Consider the following 22,901-nt stretch of genomic DNA (forward strand, 5'->3'; position numbering starts at 1 on the left):
TGTACAAAACCACCATAATGTTTATAGTCATTAGGAACCTACGAGCCGCCTCGGGCGGGTGTCAAACAGGAGCCTTGATGACGACTGTGCGGTTACGGGAAGACCTGGAGGCGCTGGGCGCGTACCGGCCGGGGAAGGCGCCCGTGCCGGGCGAGGGGCCCCGGTTCAAGTTGTCCTCCAACGAGAACCCGTACCCGCCGCTGCCCTCGGTCGCCGCCCGGATCGCGGAGCTGGCCGGCGGGGTCAACCGCTACCCGAACATGGCCGGGCACGCGATCACCGACCGGCTCGCCGCCCTGCACGGGGTCCCCGCCGCCCAGGTCGTGCTCGGCGCGGGCGGGGTGGAGATCCTCTCCCAGCTCATGCGGGCCACCGCCGGGGCCGGCGACGAGATCGTCTTCGCCTGGCGCTCGTTCGAGGCCTACCCGCTGCTGGCGGTCGCGGCCGGGGCGCGGCCGGTCCAGGTGCCGCTGACCGCCGCCCACGGCCACGACTTCGCGGCGATGCGCGCGGCGATCGGCGAGCGCACCCGCCTGGTCATCGTGTGCAACCCCAACAACCCGACCGGCACGGCGGTGGGCGCGGCCGAGCTGACCGCGTTCGTCGAGTCCGTGCCGGCCGACGTGGTGGTGCTGATCGACGAGGCCTACGTCCAGTTCAACCGGGACGCCGACGTGCCGGACGCCGTCGCGCTGGCGCGCCGGCGCCCCAACGTCGTGGTCGCGCGGACCTTCTCCAAGGCCTACGGCCTGGCCGGCCTGCGCATCGGCTACGCGCTGGCCCCCGAGCCGGTGGCCGTGGCCATGCGCAAGGTCGCGGTGCCCTTCGGCGTCACCGACCTCGCCCAGGGCGCCGCGCTGGCCTCGCTGGACGCCGAGGACGAACTGGCCGCCCGGGTCGACGACCTGGTCTCCGAGCGCGACCGGCTGGCCGGCGCGCTGGCCGACCTGGGGTGGCGGATCCCGCCCAGCCAGGCCAACTTCTTCTGGTTCCCGCTGGGCGAGCGCACCGGCGAGGGCACCGAGGTGTTCGCCCGGCACGGTGTCGTGGTCCGCCCGTTCGACGGCGAGGGCCTGCGGGTGTGCCTCGGCGACGCCGAGGCCAACGAGGCGCTGCTGGCCGCCGCGGGGGAACTGCGATGAGCCACCCGCTCGGGATCAGCCCGTCCAAGATCATCGCCGTGCACCTCAACTTCCGCAGCCGGGCGGCCGAGCGCGGGCGGGTGCCGGAGGTGCCCTCCTACTTCCTCAAGCCGCCCTCGTCGCTGGCCGCCGACGGCGACGACATCGTCCGGCCGGCCGGCGCCGAGCTGCTGACCTACGAGGGCGAGATCGCCGTGGTCATCGGCACCCGGGCCAGGAACGTGCCGCGCGGGCGGGCCGCCGCGCACATCGGCTGGTTCACCGCGAGCAACGACGTCGGCCTGCACGACCTGCGGGCGGCCGACCGGGGCTCGAACCTGCGTTCCAAGGGCTCCGACGGGTTCACCCCGCTCGGTCCGTCCCTGGTGGACGCCAGCACGGTCGACCCGGCGACGCTGCGGCTGCGGACGTGGGTCAACGGCCGGCTCGTCCAGGACACCGGCACCGACGACATGATCTTCGACTTCGACCACCTGGTCGCCGACCTGAGCCGCACGATCACCCTGGAACCGGGCGACGTCATCCTCACCGGCACCCCCACCGGGGCGGGGATCGTGCTGCCCGGCGACGTCGTGGAGGTCGAGCTGTCCGGCGCCGGCCGGCTGACCAACACGGTCGTCGCCGGCCCCCGGCTGGCCGCCTTCGGCGCCACCCCCACGGTCAGCGACGAGGCCCGCGCCGTCGCCGGCAAACCCGCCACCCAGCTCCCCGCCCCCACCGGCACACCGGCCCCCGGCCGGCCGGACGGGCTGAGCGCGGCGACCGCGCACGCACTGTCCACCGTGGCCACCGCGACGCTGTCGGTGCAGCTGCGCAAACGCGGGCTCAACGAGGTGTTCCTGGCCGGCGTCCGCCCGGCCCACCCCGGCCAGCGGATGCTCGGCCGGGCCCGCACCCTGCGCTACCTGCCGCTGCGCGAGGACGTCTTCGAACGCATCGGCGGCGGCATGAACGCCCAGAAACGCGCCGTCGAGTCGCTGCGGGCGGGTGACGTGCTGGTCATCGAGTGCCGGGGCGAGCCGGGCGCGGGCACCATGGGCGACATCCTGGCCACCCGCGCCCAGGTCCTCGGCGCGACCGGCATCGTCACCGACGGCGCGCTGCGCGACACCGAGGCGGTGCGCGCCCTGGACATCCCCACCTACTACGGCGGGTCGCACGCCTCGGTGCTCGGCCGCCGGCACGTGCCGGCCGAGGTCGACGTGCCGGTCGCCTGCGGCGGCACCCTGGTCGAGCCAGGTGACGTGCTGGTCGGCGACGGCGACGGTGTCGTGGTCATCCCGCCGGCGCTGGTCGACGAGGTGGCCGCCGCCGCGCTCGCCCAGGAACGCGAGGAGGAGTTCGTCCTCGCCAGGATCCGCGCCGGCGCCAGCGTCGACGGCTGGTACCCGATGAACGCCGCCGCCCGCGCCGAGTACGAGCACACCCACCCCGACCACGGAAAGGCCATCTGAGATGAGGTTCCGCGCCGACCCGGCGGCGATCACCGGATCGATCGCACCGGTCGTCACCCCGTTCCTGCCGACCGGGGAGGTCGACCACGACGGCCTGGCCCGGCTGGTCGGCTGGCAGCTGGCCAACGGCTCGCACGGCATCTCGCTGGGCGGGTCGACCGGCGAGCCCAGCGCGCAGACCGTCGCCGAACGCGTCGCCGGGATGCGCACCGCCGTCGAGGTGATCGGCGACCGGGTCCCGTTCCTGCCGGGCACCGGCTCGGCCAAGCTCGACGAGACGCTGGAGCTGACCGGGCAGGCCGCCGACCTGGGCGCCGACGCCGTGCTGGTGATCACCCCGTACTACGCCCGGCCCACCCAGGGCGCGCTGTACACCTGGTACTCGACGGTGGCCAGGGAGTTCCCCGACCTGCCGGTGGTGATCTACAACGTGCCGTCGCGCACCGCCGTGGACATCTCCCCGGACACCGTGCACGACCTGCGCCGCGACCACGACAACATCGTCGGCATCAAGGAGACCACCAAGGACTTCGAGCACTTCTCCCGCGTGCTGCACCGCTGCGGGCGCGATTTCCTGGTGTGGTCGGGCATCGAGCTGCTGTGCCTGCCGCTGCTGGCGTTGGGCGGGCGCGGGTTCGTCAGCGCGCTGGCCAACATCGCCCCGCGCGCGGTCGCGTCGATGTACGAGCTGTGGACCGAGGGCCGCACCGACGAGGCGCTGGACCTGCACTACCGGCTGCACCCGCTGGTGGACCTGCTGTTCACCGAGACCAACCCGGCGCCGGCCAAGTGGGTCCTCGCCCAGCGCGGCCTGCTGGGCTCCGACCACGTCCGCCCGCCGCTGGCGACCCTGACCGAGGCCGGGGCGCGCCGGGTGAGCGACCTGATCGCCCAGGCCCCCGACCTGCTCTCCCCCACGACCGAGGTTTCCGCATGACACTCCCGATCCCCGCGCTGATCCCGCACTACATCGGCGGGCAGCGGGTCCCCAGCGCCGGCGGCGAGCGGTTCGACGTGCTCGCCCCCGCCACCAACGAGGTGTACACCAGCGCCGCCGCCGGGCAGGCCGCCGACATCGACGCGGCGGTCGCCGCGGCCGGCGACGCGTTCGGCGAGTGGTCGCGGCTGACCGCCAGGGCGCGCGCGTCGCTGCTGATGCGGGTCGCCGACGCCATCGAGGCCCGCGACGACCTGCTGGCGAGCCTGGAGAGCTTCGACACCGGCCTGCCGATCACCCAGGCCAGGGGCCAGGCGCGGCGCGCGGCCGAGAACTTCCGGTTCTTCGCCGACGTGATCGTCGGGCTCAACGAGGACGCGTTCGCGGTGCCGGGGCGGCAGGTGAACTACGTGCTGCGCCGGCCGGTCGGGGTCGCCGGGCTGATCACCCCGTGGAACACACCGTTCATGCTGGAGACCTGGAAGCTGGCGCCGGCGCTGGCCGCCGGCTGCACGGTGGTGCTCAAGCCGGCGGAGTGGTCGCCGCTGTCGGCGAGCCTGCTGCCGGAGATCGCCGAGGAGGCCGGTCTGCCGCCGGGCGTGCTGAACATCGTGCACGGCATCGGGGAGGAGGCCGGGGACGCGTTGGTGCGGCACCCGGACGTGCCGCTGATCTCGTTCACCGGCGAAACCACGACCGGTCAGCTGATCGCCGCCAACTGCGCCGAGCACCTCAAGGGGGTGTCGATGGAGCTGGGCGGCAAGAGCCCGTGCGTGGTGTTCGCCGACGCCGACCTGGACGCGGCGATCGACTCGGCGGTGTTCCAGATCTTCAGCCTCAACGGCGAGCGGTGCACCGCCGGCTCGCGGCTGCTGGTCCAGCGCGAGATCTACGACGAGGTGCTCGACCGGCTCGCCGCGCGGGCCGGGGCCGTGCGCGTCGGCGACCCCGGTGATCCGGCGACCGAACTGGGCGCGCTGATCCACCCCGAGCACTACGCGCGGGTCGGCGAGTACGTGGCGCTGGGCACCGCCCAGGGCGCGCGGCTGATCGCCGGCGGCCGGCGCCCGGCCGGGCTGTCCGACGGCAACTTCATGGAGGCGACGGTGTTCGCCGACGTCACCGAGGACATGCGGGTGTTCCAGGAGGAGATCTTCGGGCCGGTGCTGTGCGTGACGCCGTTCGACACCGAGGAGGAGGCCGTCGCGCTCGCCAACGCCACGCGCTACGGGCTGGCCGGCTACGTCTGGACCACCGATCTGCGGCGCGCGCACACTGTGGCCGAGCGGATCGACGCGGGGATGCTGTGGATCAACTCGCACAACGTGCGGGACCTGCGGACGCCGTTCGGTGGGGTGAAGGCCAGTGGGCTCGGCCGGGAGGGCGGCCGGCACAGCATCGACTTCTACACCGAGCAACGGATCGTGCATGTCAATGTCGGCGAGGTCCACGTGCCTCGGTTCGGCCTGTCCGGCAAGGAGGTTTCCTCGTGAGTGAACTGCCGAAGGCTCCGGACGTCGTCCGGTCGTGTTACGCGGAGCTGGTGGTGACCGATCTGGAGCGGGCGCACTGGTTCTGGGTGGAGTTGCTGGGGTTGCACGTGCAGCACCGGGAGGACGGGGTGCTGTGCCTGCGGGGCAGCGACGAGCTGACCCACCACAACCTGGTGTTGCGTGAGGGCCCGGTGGCGGCGTTGGACCACATCGCCTACCGGGTGCGCACACCCGAGGACGTCGACCGGGCCGAGCGGTACTTCACCGCCGTCGGCTCGCCCGTGCGCCGGATCCCGGCGGGCGAGGGCACGCCCGGGGTCGGTGACGCCGTGCGGGTGGTGGACCCGCTGGGCTTCCCGGTCGAGTTCTTCCACGACATCTCGCGGGCCGAGCGGCTGATCCAGCGCTACGACCTCAAGCGGGGCGCGCGGATCGCGCGGCTGGACCACTTCAACATCGTGGTGCCGGACATCCCGGCGGCCTACCGGCACTACGAGGCGCTCGGGTTCGGCTGCTCGGAGACCATCGAGGACGAGCACGAGATGTACGCGGCGTGGATGTACCGCAAGCAGACCGTGCACGATGTGGCGTTCACCGGCGGGGCGGGGCCCCGGATGCACCACATCGGGATGGCCACCCATGAGTCGCACTCGGTGCTGCACACCGCCGACATCCTGGGGTCGCTGCACCAGGAGGGGTTCATCGAGCGCGGGCCGGGCCGGCACGGGGTGTCGAACGCGTTCTACGTGTACCTGCGCGACCCGGACGGGCACCGGGTGGAGATCTACACCTCCGACTACTACACCGGCGACCCCGACCACGAGACCTTCCGCTGGAACGTGCACGACGACCGCCGCCGCGACTTCTGGGGCAACGCGGTGATCGAGTCCTGGTACAAGGAGGCGACGCCGGTGCTCGACCTGGCGGGCAACGTCACCCCGATCAGCGAGTCGGCGATCGACGAGAGCGCCACCCGCGTCGGGGCCGACGGACTCGGTGACTGAGCCCGGGAAACCGAGGTGACCACAGGCCGTTCGTCCGTCGCCCGGAACTGTCGGGGCACGCCGGTAAGCTGCTGACCGGGGGGGCCGGAGGCCGAACCGGTCAGGAATCGAGAAGCACCGACCGGCGCCCCGCCCGTAGCGTCACCGTCGACATCGGACACGACCGGAGGTGACGTGATGGGTCTCTCACTGTGGTTCCAGCGGCGGACGAACGTCAGGACCACCGAGCGCATCCGCCGCAAGGGCGGGCGCATGATGGGCATGGACCTGCTCATCCTGCACACGGTGGGCCGCCGCTCGGGCGAACCACGGCAGTCCCCGCTGTCGTGGTTCGCCGACGGCGAGAGCTCCCGGCTGATCATCGCCTCCGGCGGTGGGAAGCGGAACCCGGACTGGTACGCCAACCTGATGGCCCACCCCGACCACGCCAAGGTCGAACTCCACGGCGAGGACGCGGTCCCGGTGACCGTCGACCGGCTTGAGGGCACCGAGCGGGACCGCGCCTGGCGGCTCATCGTCGAGGCCCAGCCGCGCTACGCCAGGTACCAGAACAGAAGTGACCGCCGGTATCCGGTGATCCGGCTGACCACCAGCTGAAACCGCGGCCGGATCACCTCGCCGGCCGGCGAACGGGTCGCCGCCGCGGAATGTCCTGAATGGACACTGGGTGCGTCGTCGCCGCCGGCGAGTCGGGTGCGCGGAAGATGTTCTCCGCCGACTGGCGGCGGACGGGCCGGTCACCGTGCGCCCGCTCGGTCGCGGCGTGGCTGAACTGGACGCCAACAGGTTTCGTCGTACTGATAATTGATGTCCTTTCAGGACAGTGAAGAAGGAGCGGGCCGGCGCGGGATTCGTCGTCGCACCTGAAAGACCCGGTAGCACCCACTCTACACCGCGTGTGGAAGATTCATGGTGTAGCGTGACACTGTCGAAGATTTCTCGCAGCTGGCGGCAGAGCCGGCTTCGTCCTCGGCGCGACAGGCGCGAAGGACCCAGTATGACACCGACCCCGCACAGCCCGGCGCGCGCCCACTTCGTCGAGGCCCGTGCCAGGGCCGAGTGGGAGCTGTCCGACCAGCAGCGGCGAGCCGTCCGGACGGTCGCCAGCCAGGCCCGTGACCGGGGCGAGTTCAGCTCCCTGCTGTCCATGCTCGGCCTTGAGGACCCCACCCCGCGCGCCGTCGGGTTCAGCCAGCGGCTGGCCGTCTACGTCGACCAGGTCGCCACCGCGCTCGGCGTGCCGCCCGAGGCGATCGGGTGCGAGGTGAGCGACACCGCCACCGCCTACGTCGGACTCGAGCGCCGCTGGACCGCCCGGCCCGACCGCGACCTGATGCTCGTCTGGGACGAACACCTCGGCTGGTACCTCGCGGTGGAGACCACCCCGGCCGAACCGCCCGTCATCGTCGCCTACCTCCACGGTGCCGTCGTCGCCCCGCCGGACGTGGTCGCCCGCTTCGTCCGGGACACGACCGCCGGCCGGCACGTGAACCGCTTGCGGCCGGTACTGCCGCCGACCGAGCGCACCACCCTCGCCGACCAGATGGCCACCGTGGCCTGACACCGCACCGACGGGTCATGCGGGTGCGGTGCCCGAACCGGACCCGGTCAACCATCCATCATGGATTGTGGGTCAGCACACGGTGATATCGTTCGTCTGGTCACCAGGCAATTCCCTGCCCGCCGGCACGGGCGGCTCGGAGAACTACACCATCGGTCAGGTTCGCGAGCTGAACCGGCGCGGCGTACCGGCCCAGGTGGTCACCATCGGACTTGGTGCCGACGACGGCCGGCGAGAGTTCACCGGCATCCCGTTCCGGTCCCTGCCCACCGTCGACGCCGTCGGCGACCTCGACGGCACCGTCGTGTTCGTCAACGAACCGCACACGGTGGACACCAGCAACCCGGCGTTCGTCATCCTGCACAACCCGCCACCCATCCGGGAACGGGAGCGGGCGTTCCTGGTGAAGGGAACCAGAACGCTGGCGCTCATCGCCACCAGCCACTACGCCGCCGCGCTGTGGGCGGCCTACCTCGACGTCGACGTCGCGACGATCAACGTCGTGTACCCGTTCGCCGAGCCGTGCTTCGCCACCCAGCTCCGGCCGACGAAGCCGCCCGGACGGACCAGGATCCTGTTCGCGGGCCGGCTGAGCCCGGAGAAGGGCATCTACACCCTGCTGGAGACCCTGCACATCGATGTCATCGTGCAGGACCTGACCCTCACCTTCACCGCGACCACCGCCGGCGCCGACAAACCACCGGGGAAGGTCATCGAGCGGCTGCTCGGCGAGCATCCCGGCATCTCGATGGTCACCGCCAGGACCACACCCGCGCTGATGGCCGAGTTGATGGCCGAGCACGACATCGTCGTGATGCCGTCCAACAGCCAGTACTGGCACGAGACCTTCGGCATCGTCTCGATCGAGGCCCAGCACACCGGCTGCTGGGTGATCGCCGCCGACGACGGTGGGCTCCCGGAGACCGACTGCGGCGGTGTCGTACTGGTCGAACCGGACAACGCCGAGGCACTCGCCTGGGGCATCCGCGCGGCCATCGACAACGGGCCCTTCCCCGGCCGGTACCAGGCCGGCACACGGTTCACCGTCAGCCAGTCGGTGGACAGCCTCATCCGGGTACTCGAACGACCGCAGTCCCCGCCACCGGCGACCATCGTCCGGCAACTCGAGGAACTGGCCCTCGCGCCCCCGGCCGAACGGCGGGGAGCATTGCCCATCCCGTGATCCCGTGCGACCCTGAGGACACCGCGCGGGCGCAGCCCGCGCCGCGACGCCACCCGGGACCCCGGTGCCGTGAACGACACCCAGGAGGTGGTGGCTCGATGACCACAATCGACACCCCGACGACCAAGGACGCCAACGACTACGTCGAGCTGTCCCGGATGATGCACCGGCACGGCCTGCTCGGCCGCCGCTACGGCTACTACGGGGTGAAGATCGGGCTCAACGTGCTCGCCTTCGCCGGCGGCTGGGTGGCGTTCGTCCACCTCGGCGACTCCTGGTGGCAGTTGTTCCTGGCCGTCTTCTTCGCGGTGATGTTCGGCCAGTTGGCCTTCATCGGACACGACGCCGGGCACAAGCAGATCTTCCGCACCGGACGGGCCAACGACGTGATCGGCTTCTGGCACGGCGGGATGGTCGGGCTCAGCTACGCGTCCTGGATGGAGCAGCACCGCCAGCACCACGCCAACCCCAACCACGAGGACGACGACCCGGACATCCACATCCCGGCGATCGCCTTCACCACCGAGCAGGCCGAGCAACGGCGCGGGTTCTTCCGCTGGATGGCCAAGTACCAGGCGTTCCTGTTCTTCCCGCTGCTGCTGTTGGAAGGCTTCAGCCTCCACGTGTCCAGCGTGCAGGCCCTGTTGCGCCGTGACCTCAAGGCACGCCGGGTCGAGATCTGCCTGCTGGTCGCGCATTTCGCCGGCTACCTGACCGCGGTCTTCCTGGTCCTCTCCCCGCTGACCGGGATCGTGTTCATCCTCGTGCACCAGTGCCTGTGGGGCGTCTACATGGGATGCTCGTTCGCACCGGGCCACAAGGGCATGCCGACCATCCGGGCGGGTCACACGCTGGACTTCCTGCGCCGCCAGGTCCTCACCACCCGCAACATCCGAGGTGGCCGGATCGTGGACTTCACCCTCGGCTCACTGAACTACCAGGTCGAGCACCACCTGTTCCCCAGCATGCCCCGGCCGAACCTGCGGCTCGCCCAGCCGATCGTCCAGGCGTTCTGTGACCGGAAGGGCATCGAGTACTCGCAGTGCGGTTGGCTGCGCACCTACGGCTACGTCCTGCGCCATCTGCACGACGTCGGGGCACCGTTGCGGCTGGCAAAGTCCTGACCGAGGTTTGCCCGACTCCCCCGGCGGCTACTCCCTGGTCGGAGTCATCCCGGACCCCGATGACCTGCTATCAGCACGCATCGTCACCGGGAGAGTACTCACCATGACCACGACACTCCAACGTCCTCCTCCGGAGAGCCGGCGCACCGGCCCGGAACCCATGCTCAAGGGCGAGAAGACCCGGTCCCAGCTCGCGCTGGTCAAGGTGTTCGCGATCGTTCCGCTGCTGGCGCTGGTCGCGGCCGTGCCGGTCGCCTGGGGCTGGGGGCTGGGCTGGGTCGACGTCGGCATCGCCCTGTTCTTCTACACGCTGACCTGTCTGGGCGTCACGGTTGGCTTCCACCGCTACTTCACCCACGGCGCGTTCAAAGCCCGGCGTGGTCTGCGGATCACCCTCGCGGCCGTCGGCAGCATGGCCATGCAGGGACCGGTGATCGGCTGGGTGGCCGACCACCGCCGCCACCACGCCTACGCCGACAAGGAGGGCGACCCGCACTCACCGTGGTTGTTCGGCACCTCGGCCGCCGCGCTGGCCAAGGGGTTCTGGCACGCCCACATGGGCTGGCTGTTCGACCGAGCCCAGACCAACGCCCGCCGGTTTGCCCCGGATCTGTTGGCAGACAAGGACATTCAGCGTGTCAACCGGCTTTTCCCGGTGCTGACGGTGATCACCCTGGTCGCGCCGGCGGTGCTCGGTGGGCTGATCACCCTGTCGTGGTGGGGCGCGCTGACCGCGTTCTTCTGGGCAAGCCTGGTCCGGGTCGCGCTGTTGCACCACGTGACGTGGTCGGTGAACTCGATCTGCCACATGATCGGCGACCGTCCCTTCGAGGCGAGGGACAAGTCGGCGAACTTCTGGCCGCTGGCGATCGCCTCGATGGGTGAGTCGTGGCACAACTCCCACCACGCCGACCCCACCTGCGCCCGCCACGGCGTGCGGCGAGGTCAGATCGACATCTCCGCCAGGATCATCTGGGTGTTCGAGAAGCTCGGCTGGGTCCACAACGTCCGCTGGCCCAAGCAGGAACGCCTGGCCAGCAAGCTCAAGCGGCCGGTCCCGTCCGCGACGAGCTAGGTCCTGCCTCGCCGTGCGCGAAGTACTGGCGAAGTACCCTGCGCACGGCGAGGAATCCGACCAGGAACACGATCACCAACCAGCAGGCGCGTGATCCGGTCACGGCGCGCAGACACATCCCCTGCTGTACCCGCCGGCCGCGGTGGCGGTGCAGAACCGCGCGGCGATCGGGTCGTGCTCGGACAGTGGGTGCGAGCACACCGCGCACCGGTCGGCCGGTTCGTCGGCCGTGGAGCCGTTCGCGACATCCGGAGCCACCGTCACTTCTGGCATATCTGGAGCACTTCCTGTCATCCTGCGGAAAAGGTGCATCAGGGCTCAGCCCTGTCGAGGAACTCGGCCACCGTCCAGTTCCCAGCGCTGCACCGCGAGGTCGTCGCCCAGGTCGGCGGGTTCGGCGGACTCCATGGTTCGCCGCGCGCGGCCGGGATCGGTGTTCGGCGGCAGTGCCAGCAGGACGAGTCGGGTGCCGTTCAACCCGACGACGTCCACACCGTGCGGGTGCATGGTGTGGAAGCCGCCGAGGCGCACCCGTTGGCCGTCGTCGGCCAGCCGGCGCGGGGCGGTGTCCCAGGTGTCGAGGTTGTAGCTCACCTGGTTGACCGGTCCCAGCCGGTCCGTGAGCGCCGCGAGCAGGGGCGGCAGCTCGGTGGCCAGGTCCCGGGATCGTGGCCACCACACGCCGTCGACGAAGCCCGTCGGGGCCGCCTGTGGCTTCAGGGACAGTCGGAGGCTCGGGGTGGTGTTGTCGTCTGTTGGGGTGACGGCGTGCAGGTGCGGGCCCGACGTCATGTCGGTGCTCCCGTCCCCGGCCACGAAGGCGACCGGTCTGGCCGAACGGACGAGGACGACGCGGGCTTGGCCGCTCACGTGCGAGATGACCTCGACAACACCACCCTACTCCGTCGGGTGCCGCGGGGTCAGGGCGACTAGACCAGCGAGGCGAACCGCTTGTCCAACAACCGGTCCGGTAGCAGGCGGACCAGCACGGACGCCGCCACCATGTCCGAGCCGACCGGGTAGCGGGTCCTGGGCCTCGGGTCGGTGAGAGCCCGGCTGACCACGTCGGCGAAGTCCTCGGGGCGGGTCTTGCTGTTCTGGGCCTCCTGTTCGTTGGTGGCCAGGAACCTCAGGAACGAGTCGCGGTAGCGGTCGGTTTCCGGGTGGCCCGCGTCGAGCACCTCCTGGCCCCAGCCGGTCACCTTCTCCCAGATCGGGGTGACGATCGTGCCCGGCTGGACCACCGACACCGTCACCCCGAACGGCCTCAGTTCGCGGCGCAGGGCGTCGCTCATGCCCTCCTTGGCGAACTGGGCCGCGGAGTAGACGCCCAGGTACGGGAGGGCGATTCGACCCAGGCCCGAGGTCACGTTGACTATCCTCCCCCTGGTTTCCCGTAGCGCGGGGAGGAAGGCCTGGATCACCGCCAGCTGGCCCACCACGTTCGTCTCCAGTTGGAGTCTGAGGCGGTCGGGGCTGACGCACTCCAGCGGGCCGGGGAAGCTGACGCCGGCGTTGTTGATCAGGCCCCACAGCGAACCTCCGACCTGGTCGGCGGCGGCGTGGATCTGGTCGGGTTTCGTCACGTCCATGATCACGGGGTGGATGCGGTTGTGGAGGGACTGGGCGACCAGCTTCTCGCCGTCCTCCTCGCGGCGGACGCCGGCGTAGACGTGGAAGCCCTCGTTCTCCAGCTGGAGCGCGGCCGTCCACCCCAGACCCGACGACGCCCCGGTCAACACCACCGACCGGCCGTCGGGGGACAGCGACTTCGATCTCCTGAACACCGTTGGCTCCTCTACACCGTCGCGGGCGGGGGGTCGAGCACGCGTTCCGTGAGCGCCGTGTCGCAGTACTCGACCACCTCGGTGATCCGTCGGTCCGCGACCCGGAAGATGTAGCAGTAGGTCTGCTCGTAGAACTCGCCCCGGTGCGTGGTGGCCGAACCGGTGCTCTCCACCACCACGTGGTCGCCGTCGGCGAGGACACGATCCAGTTTGCTGCGGTACTGGTCGGCGAACTGGGACAGCAGCGGCAGCAGCACCCCGTGGACCACCTCGGCTTTGGAACGCCAGGTTCCCGACCAGGCACCGTCTCCCCTCGCCACCCAGGTGATGTCGTCGGCCATCGCGTCGGTCAGGGCCCGGCCGTTGCCGGCGGCCATCTGGGCGAAGATGCCGCGGACGAACTCTCTGTTCTCCTCAGTGCTCATACTCCGAAACTAGACATAACCGGTGATTCCGAAGTAGATGGTGATCATGAAGCCTGGCCCATCAGCTCCGCCACCACCGGGGCCATCACCTCGTTGAACGCGCTGGCCGCGAACAGCGGGCGGATCATCACCGTCAGGTCGGCGACCAGACCGGACCTGTTGAAGCGCACGAGATCCATGCCCTCGGCCGGCCTGCCCTTGATCCGGCCACGGAAGATCAGGCCGGCCATCCCGTCGGCCAGGATCTCGTCGGTGTACTCGAAACCGAGCACGCCGGCCCTGGCCGCCCACACCAGCTCGGTGACCACGTCCCTGCCCTGGAACGGCCTGGCGGTGACCGGGCTGTGCACCACCACGTCGTGGGCCAGTGACGCGCGGATCAGCTTCAGATCGTGCCGTTCGACCGCGGTGCGGAACGCCGTGTGGCTCATGGGGACCTCCGGATGATGTCGGTGAGCACACCGGCGACGGCGTCGCGGTGCCGCTCGAGGTAGAAGTGGCCGCCGGGGAAACTGCGAACCCGGAAGCCACCGGTGGTGTGCGCGGCCCAGCCGGTCGCGTCCCGGACACTGACCATCGGGTCGTCCAGTCCGGTCAGGACGGTCAGGGGGCGGCTCAGGCGCGTGCCGGGGTCGGCCCGGTAGCCGCGCAGGGCGCGGTAGTCGCCGCGCACGGCCGGCAGGATCGCCGCCAGCAGCTCGGTGTCGTCCAGCACACCGGTTCCGGTGCCGCTGAGCGTGCGTAGCCGGTCGATCAGCACGGCGTCGTCGTCGACGTCGCCGAAGTCGATCTCGAAGCGGGAAGGTGGTTTGCTGGCCGAGGCGACCACGGCCAGCGGCGGGGTGCCGGCGCCCTCCAGCAGCAGCGCCACCTCGTAGGCCACCAGGGCGCCCATGCTGTGTCCGAACAGGACGATCCGGCGACGGGTCAACGGCGCCAGCTCGGCGGCGATCCGGGACGCCAGTTCGGCGATGCTCGCGGCGCACGGTTCGCGGCGGCGGTCCTGGCGGCCGGGGTACTGCACGGCCAGGGACTCGACGGACGGGGCCAGCGCCGCGGACAGTGGCAGGAAAGCGCTTGCGGCACCACCGGCGTGCGGGAACAGGACCACCAGCGGGGTGTCGGGCGGGGCGGGGTGGTAGCGGCGGAGCCACGCCCCGGTCGTCTCGGTCGTAGTCATCGCTGCTCGCCTTTCGCGTTCGCCAGCTCGGCCTTCAGGTGGGCCGCGACGGCGAGAGGGGTCGGACAGTCGAACATGACGCTCACCGGCAGCTCCAGCCCCGTCGCGGCACCGAGCCGGTCCCGCAGCTCGACGGCGGTCAGCGAGGTGAAGCCGATGTCGAGGAAGTCGTCGTCGGCCGCGACGGCCTCCGGGCTGGCGTGGCCCATGACCGCCGACGCCGCGGCCCGCACGAACGCCAGCAGCTCGCCCTCCTCCGCCGTGGCCAGCGGCCGCTCGGCGCCGAGGGCGTAGGTCAGGGTGGAGTCCGAGGCCAGCCAGTACCGCTGGTGCTCGAAGGCGTAGGTCGGCAGTGGCACCCGGCGGGCACCGGGCACGGACACCGGGTCGAGGTCGGCGTGGTGGGCGTGCAGCTGGGCCCGCGCGGTGCGCACCGCACCGGTCGCCGGCTGGTCGCGGCGCTGGGCCGCCACGATCGCCGCGTCACCGACGACGCAGTCGCGGATCAGCGGGGTGAGGACCGCGTCCGGGCCGATCTCCAGGAAGCGGCGCACACCCTCGGCGCTCAGGTACTGGACGCAGTCGGCGAACCGGACCGGTTCCCGCGCCTGCGCCACCCAGTGGCCGGGGCTGGCGAGGTCCTCTGGCTTGCCGGTGAGGCCGGAGACGACCGGGATCGCCGGCTCGGTCACGGTGAGGCCGCCGGCGACCTCGGCGAGCGCGTCGAGCACCGGGTCGAGGGCGGCGGAGTGGAAGGCGTGGCTGACCCGCAGCCGGGTCGCCCGCCGGCCCAGGGTGTCCACCAGGCGGGTGAGGTCGGCCTCGGGACCGGCGAGGACCACCGCGCGCGGCCCGTTGACCGAGGCCAGCGCGACCGGGGTGCCGGCCAGCAGCGGCGTGACCTCCTCCTCGCCGGCGCGCACGGCGACCATCGCGCCGCCGGGGGGCAGGCCGCCGATGAGCCGGGCGCGGGCGGTGACCAGGCGGCAGGCGTCGGCCAGCGGCAGCGCGCCGGCGACGTGCGCGGCGGCCAGCTCACCGATCGAGTGGCCGGCGACGTAGTCCGGGCGCAGGCCCCAGTCCTCGAACAGCCGGTAGAGCGCGACCTCGAACGCGAACAGCGCCGGCTGGGCGTAGCCGGTGTCGGCCAGCAGGTCGCCGTCGCCGAACATGGCCTCGCGCAACGGGATCTCGGTCGGCAGCCGGGCGCACAGCTCGTCGAGGGCCTGGGCGAACACCGGGAACTCGGCGTACAGCTCGCGGCCCATGCCTGGTCGTTGCGCGCCCTGGCCGGAGAACACGAACGCGGTCTTACCGCCGCGGGCCCGCGCGGTCGCCACCCCGGCGGCCGGCTCGCCCGAGGCCAGCGCCGACAGGGCCCGGCGGTAGCCGTCGAGGTCGTCGGCGACGAGCACGGCCCGGTGCGGGTGGCGGGCGGTGGTCAGCGAGTACGCGACGTCGCCGGGGCGGGGGTCGCGGCCGTCGAGGTGGGACAGCAGGCGGGCGGCCTGGCCGGTGAGCGCGGTCTCCGTGCGGGCGGTGAGCACCCAGGGCGGGTTGGCCAGCGGGTTGGCCAACGGGAGGGTGTCGGGGGTGGGTTCCGCTTCGGGGTCGGTCGCCTGTTCGAGGACGACGTGCGCGTTGGTGCCGCTGATCCCGAACGACGACACGGCGGCCCGGCGGGGGCGCCCGGTCGCCGGCCACGGCGTGTTGCCAGTCGCCAGTGTCACGGCGCCGGCCGACCAGTCGACGTGCGGTGAAGGGGCGTCCACGTGCAGGGTCGCTGGCAGCAGGCCGGCGCGCAGGGCGAGCACGGTCTTGATCACGCCGGCGACCCCGGCGGCGGCCTGGGTGTGCCCGAGGTTGGACTTGACCGAGCCGAGCAGCAGCGGCTCGGCGCGGTCCTGACCGTAGGTGGCGAGCAGGGCCTGGGCCTCGATCGGGTCACCGAGCGTGGTGCCGGTACCGTGCGCCTCCACCACGTCAATGTCCTGTGTGGACAGGTTGGCGTCGGCGAGGGCCTGGCGGATCACGCGTTCCTGGGAGGGCCCGTTGGGGGCGGTCAGGCCGTTGGACGCGCCGTCGGAGTTGACCGCGCTGCCGCGCACGAGCGCCAGCACCGGATGCCCGTGGCGCCGCGCGTCGGACAGCCGTTCCAGCACGAGCACGCCGACCCCCTCCGCCCAGCCGACCCCGTCGGCCCCGGCGGCGAACGCCTTGCACCGCCCGTCGGCCGACAGCCCACGCTGGCGGCTGAACTCCACGAACGGCGCCGGGGTGGCCATCACGGTGGCCCCGCCGGCCAGCGCCAGCGTGCTCTCCCCCAGCCGCAGCGACTGGCAGGCAAGGTGCAACGCCACCAGCGACGACGAACACGCCGTGTCGACGGTGACCGCCGGGCCCTCCAGACCCAGGGTGTAGGCGACCCGGCCGGAGGCGACGCTGCCGGCCGCCCCGGTGCCCAGGAACCCGGACAGCTCGGCGGGAACCTCGCGCAGCCGGGTCAGGTAGTCGTGGTACATGACGCCGGTGAACACGCCGGTGGCGCTGCCGCGCACCTCGTGCGCCGGGATCCCGGCGGACTCCAGCGCCTCCCAGGACACCTCCAGCAGCAGCCGCTGCTGCGGGTCCATGGCCAGCGCCTCACGGGGGGAGATGCCGAAGAAGCCGGCGTCGAAGTCCCCGGCGCCGTCGAGAAAACCACCTCGGGTGGTGTAGGTGCGGCCGGGGGCGTCGGGGTCGGGGTCGTAGAGGTCCGCGACGTCCCAGCCCCGGTCGGCGGGGAACTCGGTGATGGCGTCGCCGCCGCCGGTGACCAGGTCCCACAGCTGCTCGGGTGAGCTGACGCCGCCGGGGAAGCGGCAGGCCAGGCCGACGATCGCGACCGGTTCGGTGTGCCGCTCCTGGGCGGCGCGCACCTGGTCGCGCAGTTGGTACAGCTCGGCGGTGGCCTTCCTGAGGTACGCGCGAAGCCTGTCAACGTCCGACATCGTCCTGCCCTCTCACGAGATCCCGAAGTCCTTGTCGAGGAGGTCGAAGAGCTCCTCGTCGGTGGCCGTGTCGACCAGGCCGGCGCCGTCGGCCGGGGTCTCCAGCCGGGCCAGCAGCCCGCGCAGGCGGGCGGTGAGGTCCTCGCGGGTGGTGTCGTCGAGGTCGCCGGCCGCGTCGGCGATCCGGTCGAACTCGCGCAGCAGCGACGGCTCCGGCACGGCGATCCGCTCGCGCAGGTGCGCGGCCAGCGCGGCCGGGTTGGGGTGGTCGAAGACCAGGGTGGCCGGCAGGGACAGCCCGGTCCGCTCGTCGAGCCGGTTGCGGAGTTCGACGGCGGTCAGCGAGTCGAACCCGAGGTCGGCGAACGCCGCGTCCGGCGGGACCTGTTCGGCCGACGCGTGCCCGAGCACGGCGGCCACGCTCGTCCGGACCAGCTCCAGCAGCAGCGGTTCCCGCTCGCCGGCCGGCACGGTCGCCAGCCTGTCGGCCAGCGTGTCGGCCAGCGTGTCGGCCGGCCCGGTGTCCGGGGGCGGGGCCTTGACCAGGCCCTGCAGGATCGGCGGCACGTGGGTGCCCAGGGCGGTGAGGTCGACGCGGGCGGCGACGACGGCGGGCCGCCCGCTGGCGATCGCGGCGTCGAACAACGCGAGGCCCTGGTCGGTGGACAGCGGCCGGACGCCGGTGCCGGTCAGCCGCCGCCGGTCCTGGCCGGCGAGCCCGGCGGCCATGCCGCCGACCGCCCACGGCCCCCACGCCACCGACGTCGCCGGACGTCCCTGGGCGTGGCGGCGTTGGGCGAACCCGTCGAGGAAGGCGTTGGCGGCGGCGTAGGCGGCCTGGCCGGGGGTGCCGAGCACCCCGGCGGCGGAGGAGAACAGCACGAACGCCGACAGGTCACCGGTGAGCGCGTCCAGGTTCACCGCCGCGTCCACCTTGGACGCGAGGACGGCGTCGATCCGTTGGGGGGTCAGGTTCTCGAGGGTGGCGTCGTCGAGCACCCCGGCGGCGTGCACGACCGAGGTGGGGGCGGGCAGCGAGTCGAGCAGTTCGGCCAGCGCGGCGCGGTCGGCGACGTCACAGGCGGCCGTGGTGACCTCGGCGCCCAGGGCGGTCAGCTCGTCGGCCAGTTCGGCGGCGTGCCGGCTGCGGCTGACCAGGACCAGCCGCCGCACCCCGTGCGCGGTCACCAGGTGGCGTGCGATCTCCGGGGCGATCGCGCCGGTGGCCCCGGTGAGCAGGACCGGCCCGTCACCGAAGTCCGGGGTGGAATTTCCGGTGGAGTCCCCGGGGGTGACGCGGGCGAGCCGGGGCACCAGCGGCTGCCCGGCGCGCACCGCGACCTGGGGTTGCCCGGTGCCCAGGGCGGCGGGCAGGCCGGTGTCGTCGTCGAGGTCGACCAGGACGAACCGGCCGGGGTGCTCGGACTGGGCCGAGCGCACCAGGCCCCACACCGCCGCGTCGGCGCCGCCCTCGACCACCGCACGGGTGAGGACGGCCAGCCGGGTGCCGGTGAACCTGGTGTCCCCCACCACTGTTCGCAGGGCCGCGAGCACCTGGTGACACGCCTCGTGCGGGCCGCCGTCGACGGTCAGGGTGACCAGGTCGGGCGCCGGCCCCGGGTTGGCGAGCACGTCGTCCCACCGGGCGACGGGACCCACCGCCGCCGTCGGGGTGGCCGGGACCCAGTCGAGGACGTGCAGCGGGATGGCGACCGGGCCACCGAGCCGGCCGGCGTCGACCGGGCGGCCGGCGAGGGAGGCCACCGAGGCGATCGGACCGCCGGCCTCGTCGGTCAGCTCGACGGCGACCGAGGAGTCCGACAGGGACAGCGTGACGCGGGCGGACCGCGCACCCGGGGTGGCGACCGAGACACCGGACCAGGAGAACGGGAGCCACACCTGGCCGTTGTCGGGCCGCAGCCGGGACAGCAGCGGGTGCAGGGCGGCGTCCAGGAGGGCGGGGTGCACGAGGTAGCGGCCGGCGTCGACGTCGGGCGGCAGCTCGACCTCGGCGAAGACCTGCTCCCCCAGCGTCCACGCGGCCCGCAGCCCGCCGAAGGCCGGCCCGTACCCCAGGCCGCCCTCGGCGACGGCGGCACGCGACGCGTCGAGGTCCTCGGGGATGGCGCCGGGCGGGGGCCAGGCCGAGGCCGCCGCCGCGGTCGGGGCGGGAGCGGCGGAGAGGACACCGTCGGCGTGCAGGCGCCAGGTGTCGCCGGTGTGGGAGTGCAGGGCGACGGTGTTTCCCTCGACGGTCACCCGGACGGTGACGCCGTCGGGGTCCGGAAGGGACAATGGGGTGTGCAGGGTCAGTTCGTCCACCTGGAACTGACCGGTGTGGTGGGCGGCGTGCAGGGCCAGCTCGACCAGCAGCGCGCCGGGGGCGATGGTGGTGCCGTGGACCGTGTGGTCGGCCAGCCAGGGATGGTCGCGGGGGCTCAGGCGACCGGTGAACAGGACCCCGTCGGGCAGCGGGATCTCCGCACCCAGCAACGGATGGCTGGCCGGCTCGACGCCGAGGGCCGGTGGGGCGACGGCCGCCGGGAGCCAGTAGCGGTCGCGCTGGAACGGGTAGGTCGGCAGGTCGACGCGGTGGCGGGAGTCGAACAGGGTGGACAGGTCCACCCGGCCGCCGTGGACGTGCAGGGCGGTGACGGCGGTGAGCACCGTGCGCGGTTCCGGCCGGCCGGGACGCAGGGCCGGCGGCAGGACGGTCGCGGTCGGGTCGCAGTCGCGGGTCAGGGCCGACAGGGTGCCGGCCGGGCCCAGCTCCAGGTAGCGGCGCACCCCGGCGGCGGCGAGGGCGGCGATGCCGTCGGCGAAGCGGACGGGCTGGCGGATGTGGCGCGTCCAGTACCTCGGGCGGCACACGTCCTCGTCGGTCGCGATCGTGCCGGACAGGTTGGAGACCAGCGGGATGGCCGGCGGGTGGTAGGTGAGGGTCTCGGCGACCTGCAGGAACTCGGCGAGCATCTGGTCCATGCGGGGCGAGTGGAAGGCGTGCGTGACGCGCAGCCTGGTGGTGCGGCGGCCGTGGGTGGCGAACGCGGCGACCAGCTCGGCCACCGCCGGTTCGTCGCCGGAGAGCACCACCGACGACGGGCCGTTGACCGCGGCGATGACGACCTCGTGCTCGCGTTCGACCAGCAGCGGCAGGACCTCGTTCTCGCTGGCCTGGACGGCGGCCATCGCCCCGCCCGGCGGCAGGGCGGCCATCAGCCGGCCGCGCGCGGCCACCAGGGTGCACGCGTCTCCGACCGAGAGCACCCCGGCGGCGTGCGCGGCGGCCAGTTCGCCGACCGAGTGGCCGATGAGCAGGTCCGGGCGGGCGCCCCAGTGCTCGAACAGCCGGAACAGCGCGACCTCAAGCGCGAACAGGCCGGCCTGGGCGAAGTCCGTGCGGTTCAACGGTTCCGGGTCGTCGCCGAACACCACCTCCCGCAGCGGGCGGTCGAGGTGCGGGTCGAGCAGCGCGCCGATCTCGTCGAAGGCGTCGGCGAACGGGCGGTACCGCGCGTACAGTTGCGCGCCCATACCGGGACGCTGGGATCCCTGGCCGGAGAACAGGAACGCGGTGCCGCCGCCGGTGTCCGCTCCGGTGAGCACGGTCGCGGCGCGGGTGCCGGCGGCGAGGGCGGTCAGGCCGGCGCGCAGTTCGTCGCGGTCGGCGCCGAGGACCGCGGCGCGGTGGGCGAACGCGGTCCGGCCGGTGGCCAGGGAGAAACCGACGTCGTGCCGGCCGGCCGGTTCGTCCACGAGGGACACCAGACGGGCGGCTTGGGCGCGCAGGGCCTGGTCGGTGCGGGCGGAGAGCAGCCACGGCACGATCCCGTCCGGCTCGGGGTGCTCGGCGGGCGGCGGCGCGACGTGTTCCAGGACGACGTGGGCGTTGGTTCCGCTGACGCCGAAGGACGACACGGCGGCGCGGCGCGGTCGACCGGTGTCCGGCCAGGGCGTGGTGCCGGTGAGCAGCGAGATCCGCCCGGCGGTCCAGTCGACGTTCGGCGACGGGGCGTCGACGTGCAGGGTGCGGGGGGCGAGGCCGTGGCGCAGGGCGAGCACCATCTTCAGCACCCCGGCGACCCCGGCGGCGGCCTGGGTGTGCCCGATGTTCGACTTGACGGTGCCCAGCAGCAGCGGCTCGGCGCGGTCCCGGCCGTAGGTGGCGAGCAGCGCCTGGGCCTCGATCGGGTCACCGAGGGTGGTGCCGGTGCCGTGCGCCTCCACCACGTCGACGTCCTGTGTGGACAGGTGGGCGTCGGCGAGGGCCTGGCGGATCACGCGTTCCTGGGAGGGGCCGTTGGGGGCGGTCAGGCCGTTGGACGCGCCGTCGGAGTTGACCGCGCTGCCCCGGACGAGCGCGAGCACCGGGTGACCGTTGCGGCGGGCGTCGGAGAGCCGTTCGAGCAGCAGGACGCCGGCGCCCTCGGCGAACCCGGTGCCGTCGGCGGCCTGGGCGAACGCCTTGCAGCGGCCGTCGGGCGCGAGCCCGCCCTGGCGGCTGAACTCGACCAGCATGTCCGGTGTGGACATCACGGTGACCCCGCCGGCCAGCGCCAGCGAGCACTCCCCCCGGCGCAGTGCCTGACCGGCCAGGTGCAGCGCCACCAGCGACGACGAGCACGCGGTGTCGACGGTCAGCGCCGGGCCCTCCAGGCCCAGCGCGTAGGCGACCCGCCCGGAGGCGACGCTGCCGGTGTTGCCGGTGACCAGGTAGCCGTCCGGGTTGGCCGCGCCCCGCCCGTAGTCGTGGTACATCACGCCGGCGTAGACCCCGGTTCGGCTGCCGCGCAACGTGGTCGCGTCGATGCCGGCGCGTTCGACGGCCTCCCAGCAGATCTCCAGCAGCAGCCGCTGCTGGGGGTCCATGGACAGCGCCTCGCGTGGCGAGATGCCGAAGAACGCCGGGTCGAACCCGGCGGCGTCGTGCAGGAACCCGCCGACGGCGGCGTGCTCGGTGCGCCCGGTGTCCGGGCCGGGCAGGGCGTGCACGGTCCAGCCCCGGTCGGTGGGGAACCCGGACATCGCGTCGGTCTCGGCGAGCACGAGGTCCCAGAGCTGTTCGGGGGTGTGCACGCCGCCGGGGTAGCGGCAGGCCATGCCGACGATGGCGATCGGCTCGTCGACCGGGCCGGTGACCGCCGGGGCGAGCGCGACCGGGCCGGCGCCGGCGAGCTGGCCGCGCAGGTGGTCGGCGAGGGCGGCGGCGTTGGGGTGGTCGAAGGTGACGGTCGCCGGCAGCCGCAGCCCGGTGGCGGCGTTGAGCCGGTTGCGCAGCTCCACGGCGGTCAGCGAGTCGAACCCGAGGTCGCGGAACGCCGTCGTCGGGGCGACCGTGTCGACCGAGGCGTGCCCGAGGACGGCGGCGGCGTGCCGGCGCACGAGCTCGTCCAGGTCACCGAGGTCGGCCGGGGCGGCGGTGGCGGCCCGCCGGGTCGGCACCCGGACCAGGCCGCGCAGCGGCGGGGGCAGTTCGCCGTTGGCGGCCCTGGCGCGCAGGGCCCGCTGGTCGAGGGCGGCGGCGACCAGCGAGATCGGAAGAGCAC

General features: G+C 72.7%; 17 protein-coding genes and 1 pseudogene. 10 read left to right on the top strand and 8 right to left on the bottom strand.

Going from position 1 to position 22,901, the window contains the following annotated elements:
* Positions 1-77: 77 nt before the first annotated feature.
* From hisC to BLA60_RS35280, 10 genes are all read left to right on the top strand, one after another.
* Positions 78-1,142: a histidinol-phosphate transaminase gene (hisC, locus tag BLA60_RS35235; RefSeq protein WP_075137393.1), complete on the top strand. Its 1,065-nt coding sequence runs from the start codon at positions 78-80 to the stop codon at positions 1,140-1,142.
* The gene (locus BLA60_RS35240) at positions 1,139-2,596 is read left to right on the top strand and encodes a fumarylacetoacetate hydrolase family protein (protein WP_075137394.1); all 1,458 of its coding nucleotides are present in this window, start codon (positions 1,139-1,141) and stop codon (positions 2,594-2,596) included. Before hisC ends, BLA60_RS35240 begins: the two co-directional genes overlap by 4 nt.
* Before the next feature lies 1 nt (position 2,597).
* Positions 2,598-3,533 (top strand): 4-hydroxy-tetrahydrodipicolinate synthase, encoded by a 936-nt coding sequence (gene dapA, locus BLA60_RS35245; RefSeq protein WP_075137395.1) that lies wholly within the window; start codon positions 2,598-2,600, stop codon positions 3,531-3,533.
* Entirely contained in the window at positions 3,530-5,026 is a 1,497-nt protein-coding gene (gene hpaE, locus BLA60_RS35250; protein WP_075137396.1) for a 5-carboxymethyl-2-hydroxymuconate semialdehyde dehydrogenase, read from the top strand. Before dapA ends, hpaE begins: the two co-directional genes overlap by 4 nt.
* Entirely contained in the window at positions 5,023-6,030 is a 1,008-nt protein-coding gene (hpaD, locus tag BLA60_RS35255) for a 3,4-dihydroxyphenylacetate 2,3-dioxygenase (protein ID WP_075137397.1), read from the top strand. The genes hpaE and hpaD overlap by 4 nt, the downstream gene beginning before the upstream one ends.
* Before the next feature lie 177 nt (positions 6,031-6,207).
* The gene (locus tag BLA60_RS35260) at positions 6,208-6,627 is read left to right on the top strand and encodes a nitroreductase family deazaflavin-dependent oxidoreductase (RefSeq protein ID WP_075137398.1); all 420 of its coding nucleotides are present in this window, start codon (positions 6,208-6,210) and stop codon (positions 6,625-6,627) included.
* A gap of 400 nt (positions 6,628-7,027) precedes the next feature.
* Positions 7,028-7,591 (top strand): DUF6292 family protein, encoded by a 564-nt coding sequence (locus BLA60_RS35265; RefSeq protein WP_154814821.1) that lies wholly within the window; start codon positions 7,028-7,030, stop codon positions 7,589-7,591.
* An 82-nt stretch (positions 7,592-7,673) separates the two neighbouring features.
* On the top strand, positions 7,674-8,774 hold the full coding sequence (locus tag BLA60_RS35270; protein WP_154814822.1) for a glycosyltransferase family 4 protein: 1,101 nt from the start codon (positions 7,674-7,676) through the stop codon (positions 8,772-8,774).
* Positions 8,775-8,872: 98 nt separating this feature from the next.
* Entirely contained in the window at positions 8,873-9,898 is a 1,026-nt protein-coding gene (locus BLA60_RS35275; protein WP_075137400.1) for a fatty acid desaturase family protein, read from the top strand.
* 103 nt (positions 9,899-10,001) lie between these two features.
* A complete protein-coding gene (locus tag BLA60_RS35280) occupies positions 10,002-10,973 on the top strand; it encodes an acyl-CoA desaturase (protein ID WP_211288954.1) in 972 nt (323 codons plus the stop codon).
* 99 nt (positions 10,974-11,072) lie between these two features.
* On the opposite strand, the gene BLA60_RS44415 is transcribed toward BLA60_RS35280, so the two are convergent.
* The 8 genes and pseudogenes from BLA60_RS44415 to BLA60_RS45020 form a co-directional block, all read right to left on the bottom strand.
* Positions 11,073-11,231 (bottom strand): RGCVC family protein, encoded by a 159-nt coding sequence (locus BLA60_RS44415; protein WP_162293055.1) that lies wholly within the window; start codon positions 11,229-11,231, stop codon positions 11,073-11,075.
* 60 nt (positions 11,232-11,291) lie between these two features.
* On the bottom strand, positions 11,292-11,843 hold the full coding sequence (locus BLA60_RS35290; RefSeq protein WP_245812359.1) for a DUF5994 family protein: 552 nt from the start codon (positions 11,841-11,843) through the stop codon (positions 11,292-11,294).
* Positions 11,844-11,902: 59 nt separating this feature from the next.
* Complete coding sequence (locus tag BLA60_RS35295) at positions 11,903-12,760, bottom strand: SDR family oxidoreductase (RefSeq protein WP_075137402.1); 858 nt, start codon at positions 12,758-12,760, stop codon at positions 11,903-11,905.
* A gap of 11 nt (positions 12,761-12,771) precedes the next feature.
* Complete coding sequence (locus BLA60_RS35300; RefSeq protein ID WP_075137403.1) at positions 12,772-13,185, bottom strand: nuclear transport factor 2 family protein; 414 nt, start codon at positions 13,183-13,185, stop codon at positions 12,772-12,774.
* A gap of 44 nt (positions 13,186-13,229) precedes the next feature.
* Positions 13,230-13,616: a nuclear transport factor 2 family protein gene (locus tag BLA60_RS35305; RefSeq protein ID WP_075137404.1), complete on the bottom strand. Its 387-nt coding sequence runs from the start codon at positions 13,614-13,616 to the stop codon at positions 13,230-13,232.
* Positions 13,613-14,365, bottom strand: coding sequence for a thioesterase II family protein (locus tag BLA60_RS35310; protein WP_075137405.1), 753 nt, complete (start codon positions 14,363-14,365; stop codon positions 13,613-13,615). Before BLA60_RS35310 ends, BLA60_RS35305 begins: the two co-directional genes overlap by 4 nt.
* Positions 14,362-17,337 (bottom strand): annotated as a pseudogene (locus tag BLA60_RS35315) (type I polyketide synthase); the annotation flags it as partial. The pseudogene BLA60_RS35315 and the gene BLA60_RS35310, both read right to left, overlap by 4 nt.
* Positions 17,338-17,367: 30 nt before the next feature.
* Positions 17,368-22,901 (bottom strand): type I polyketide synthase (locus BLA60_RS45020; RefSeq protein ID WP_075137407.1); only part of this gene is annotated, 5,534 nt, incomplete at its 5' end.

Source organism: Actinophytocola xinjiangensis, assembly GCF_001921215.1.
Taxonomy (GTDB): domain Bacteria; phylum Actinomycetota; class Actinomycetes; order Mycobacteriales; family Pseudonocardiaceae; genus Actinophytocola; species Actinophytocola xinjiangensis.

Excerpts from the sequence above, each read along its gene's own strand:
- hisC (WP_075137393.1), top strand. The coding sequence starts at position 78 with ATGACGACTGTGCGGTTACGGGAAGACCTGGAGGCGCTGGGCGCGTAC.
- BLA60_RS35240 (WP_075137394.1), top strand. The coding sequence starts at position 1,139 with ATGAGCCACCCGCTCGGGATCAGCCCGTCCAAGATCATCGCCGTGCAC.
- dapA (WP_075137395.1), top strand. The coding sequence starts at position 2,598 with ATGAGGTTCCGCGCCGACCCGGCGGCGATCACCGGATCGATCGCACCG.
- hpaE (WP_075137396.1), top strand. The coding sequence starts at position 3,530 with ATGACACTCCCGATCCCCGCGCTGATCCCGCACTACATCGGCGGGCAG.
- BLA60_RS35260 (WP_075137398.1), top strand. The coding sequence starts at position 6,208 with ATGGGTCTCTCACTGTGGTTCCAGCGGCGGACGAACGTCAGGACCACC.
- BLA60_RS35265 (WP_154814821.1), top strand. The coding sequence starts at position 7,028 with ATGACACCGACCCCGCACAGCCCGGCGCGCGCCCACTTCGTCGAGGCC.
- BLA60_RS35275 (WP_075137400.1), top strand. The coding sequence starts at position 8,873 with ATGACCACAATCGACACCCCGACGACCAAGGACGCCAACGACTACGTC.
- BLA60_RS35280 (WP_211288954.1), top strand. The coding sequence starts at position 10,002 with ATGACCACGACACTCCAACGTCCTCCTCCGGAGAGCCGGCGCACCGGC.
- BLA60_RS35300 (WP_075137403.1), bottom strand. The coding sequence starts at position 13,185 with ATGAGCACTGAGGAGAACAGAGAGTTCGTCCGCGGCATCTTCGCCCAG.
- BLA60_RS35305 (WP_075137404.1), bottom strand. The coding sequence starts at position 13,616 with ATGAGCCACACGGCGTTCCGCACCGCGGTCGAACGGCACGATCTGAAG.
- BLA60_RS35310 (WP_075137405.1), bottom strand. The coding sequence starts at position 14,365 with ATGACTACGACCGAGACGACCGGGGCGTGGCTCCGCCGCTACCACCCC.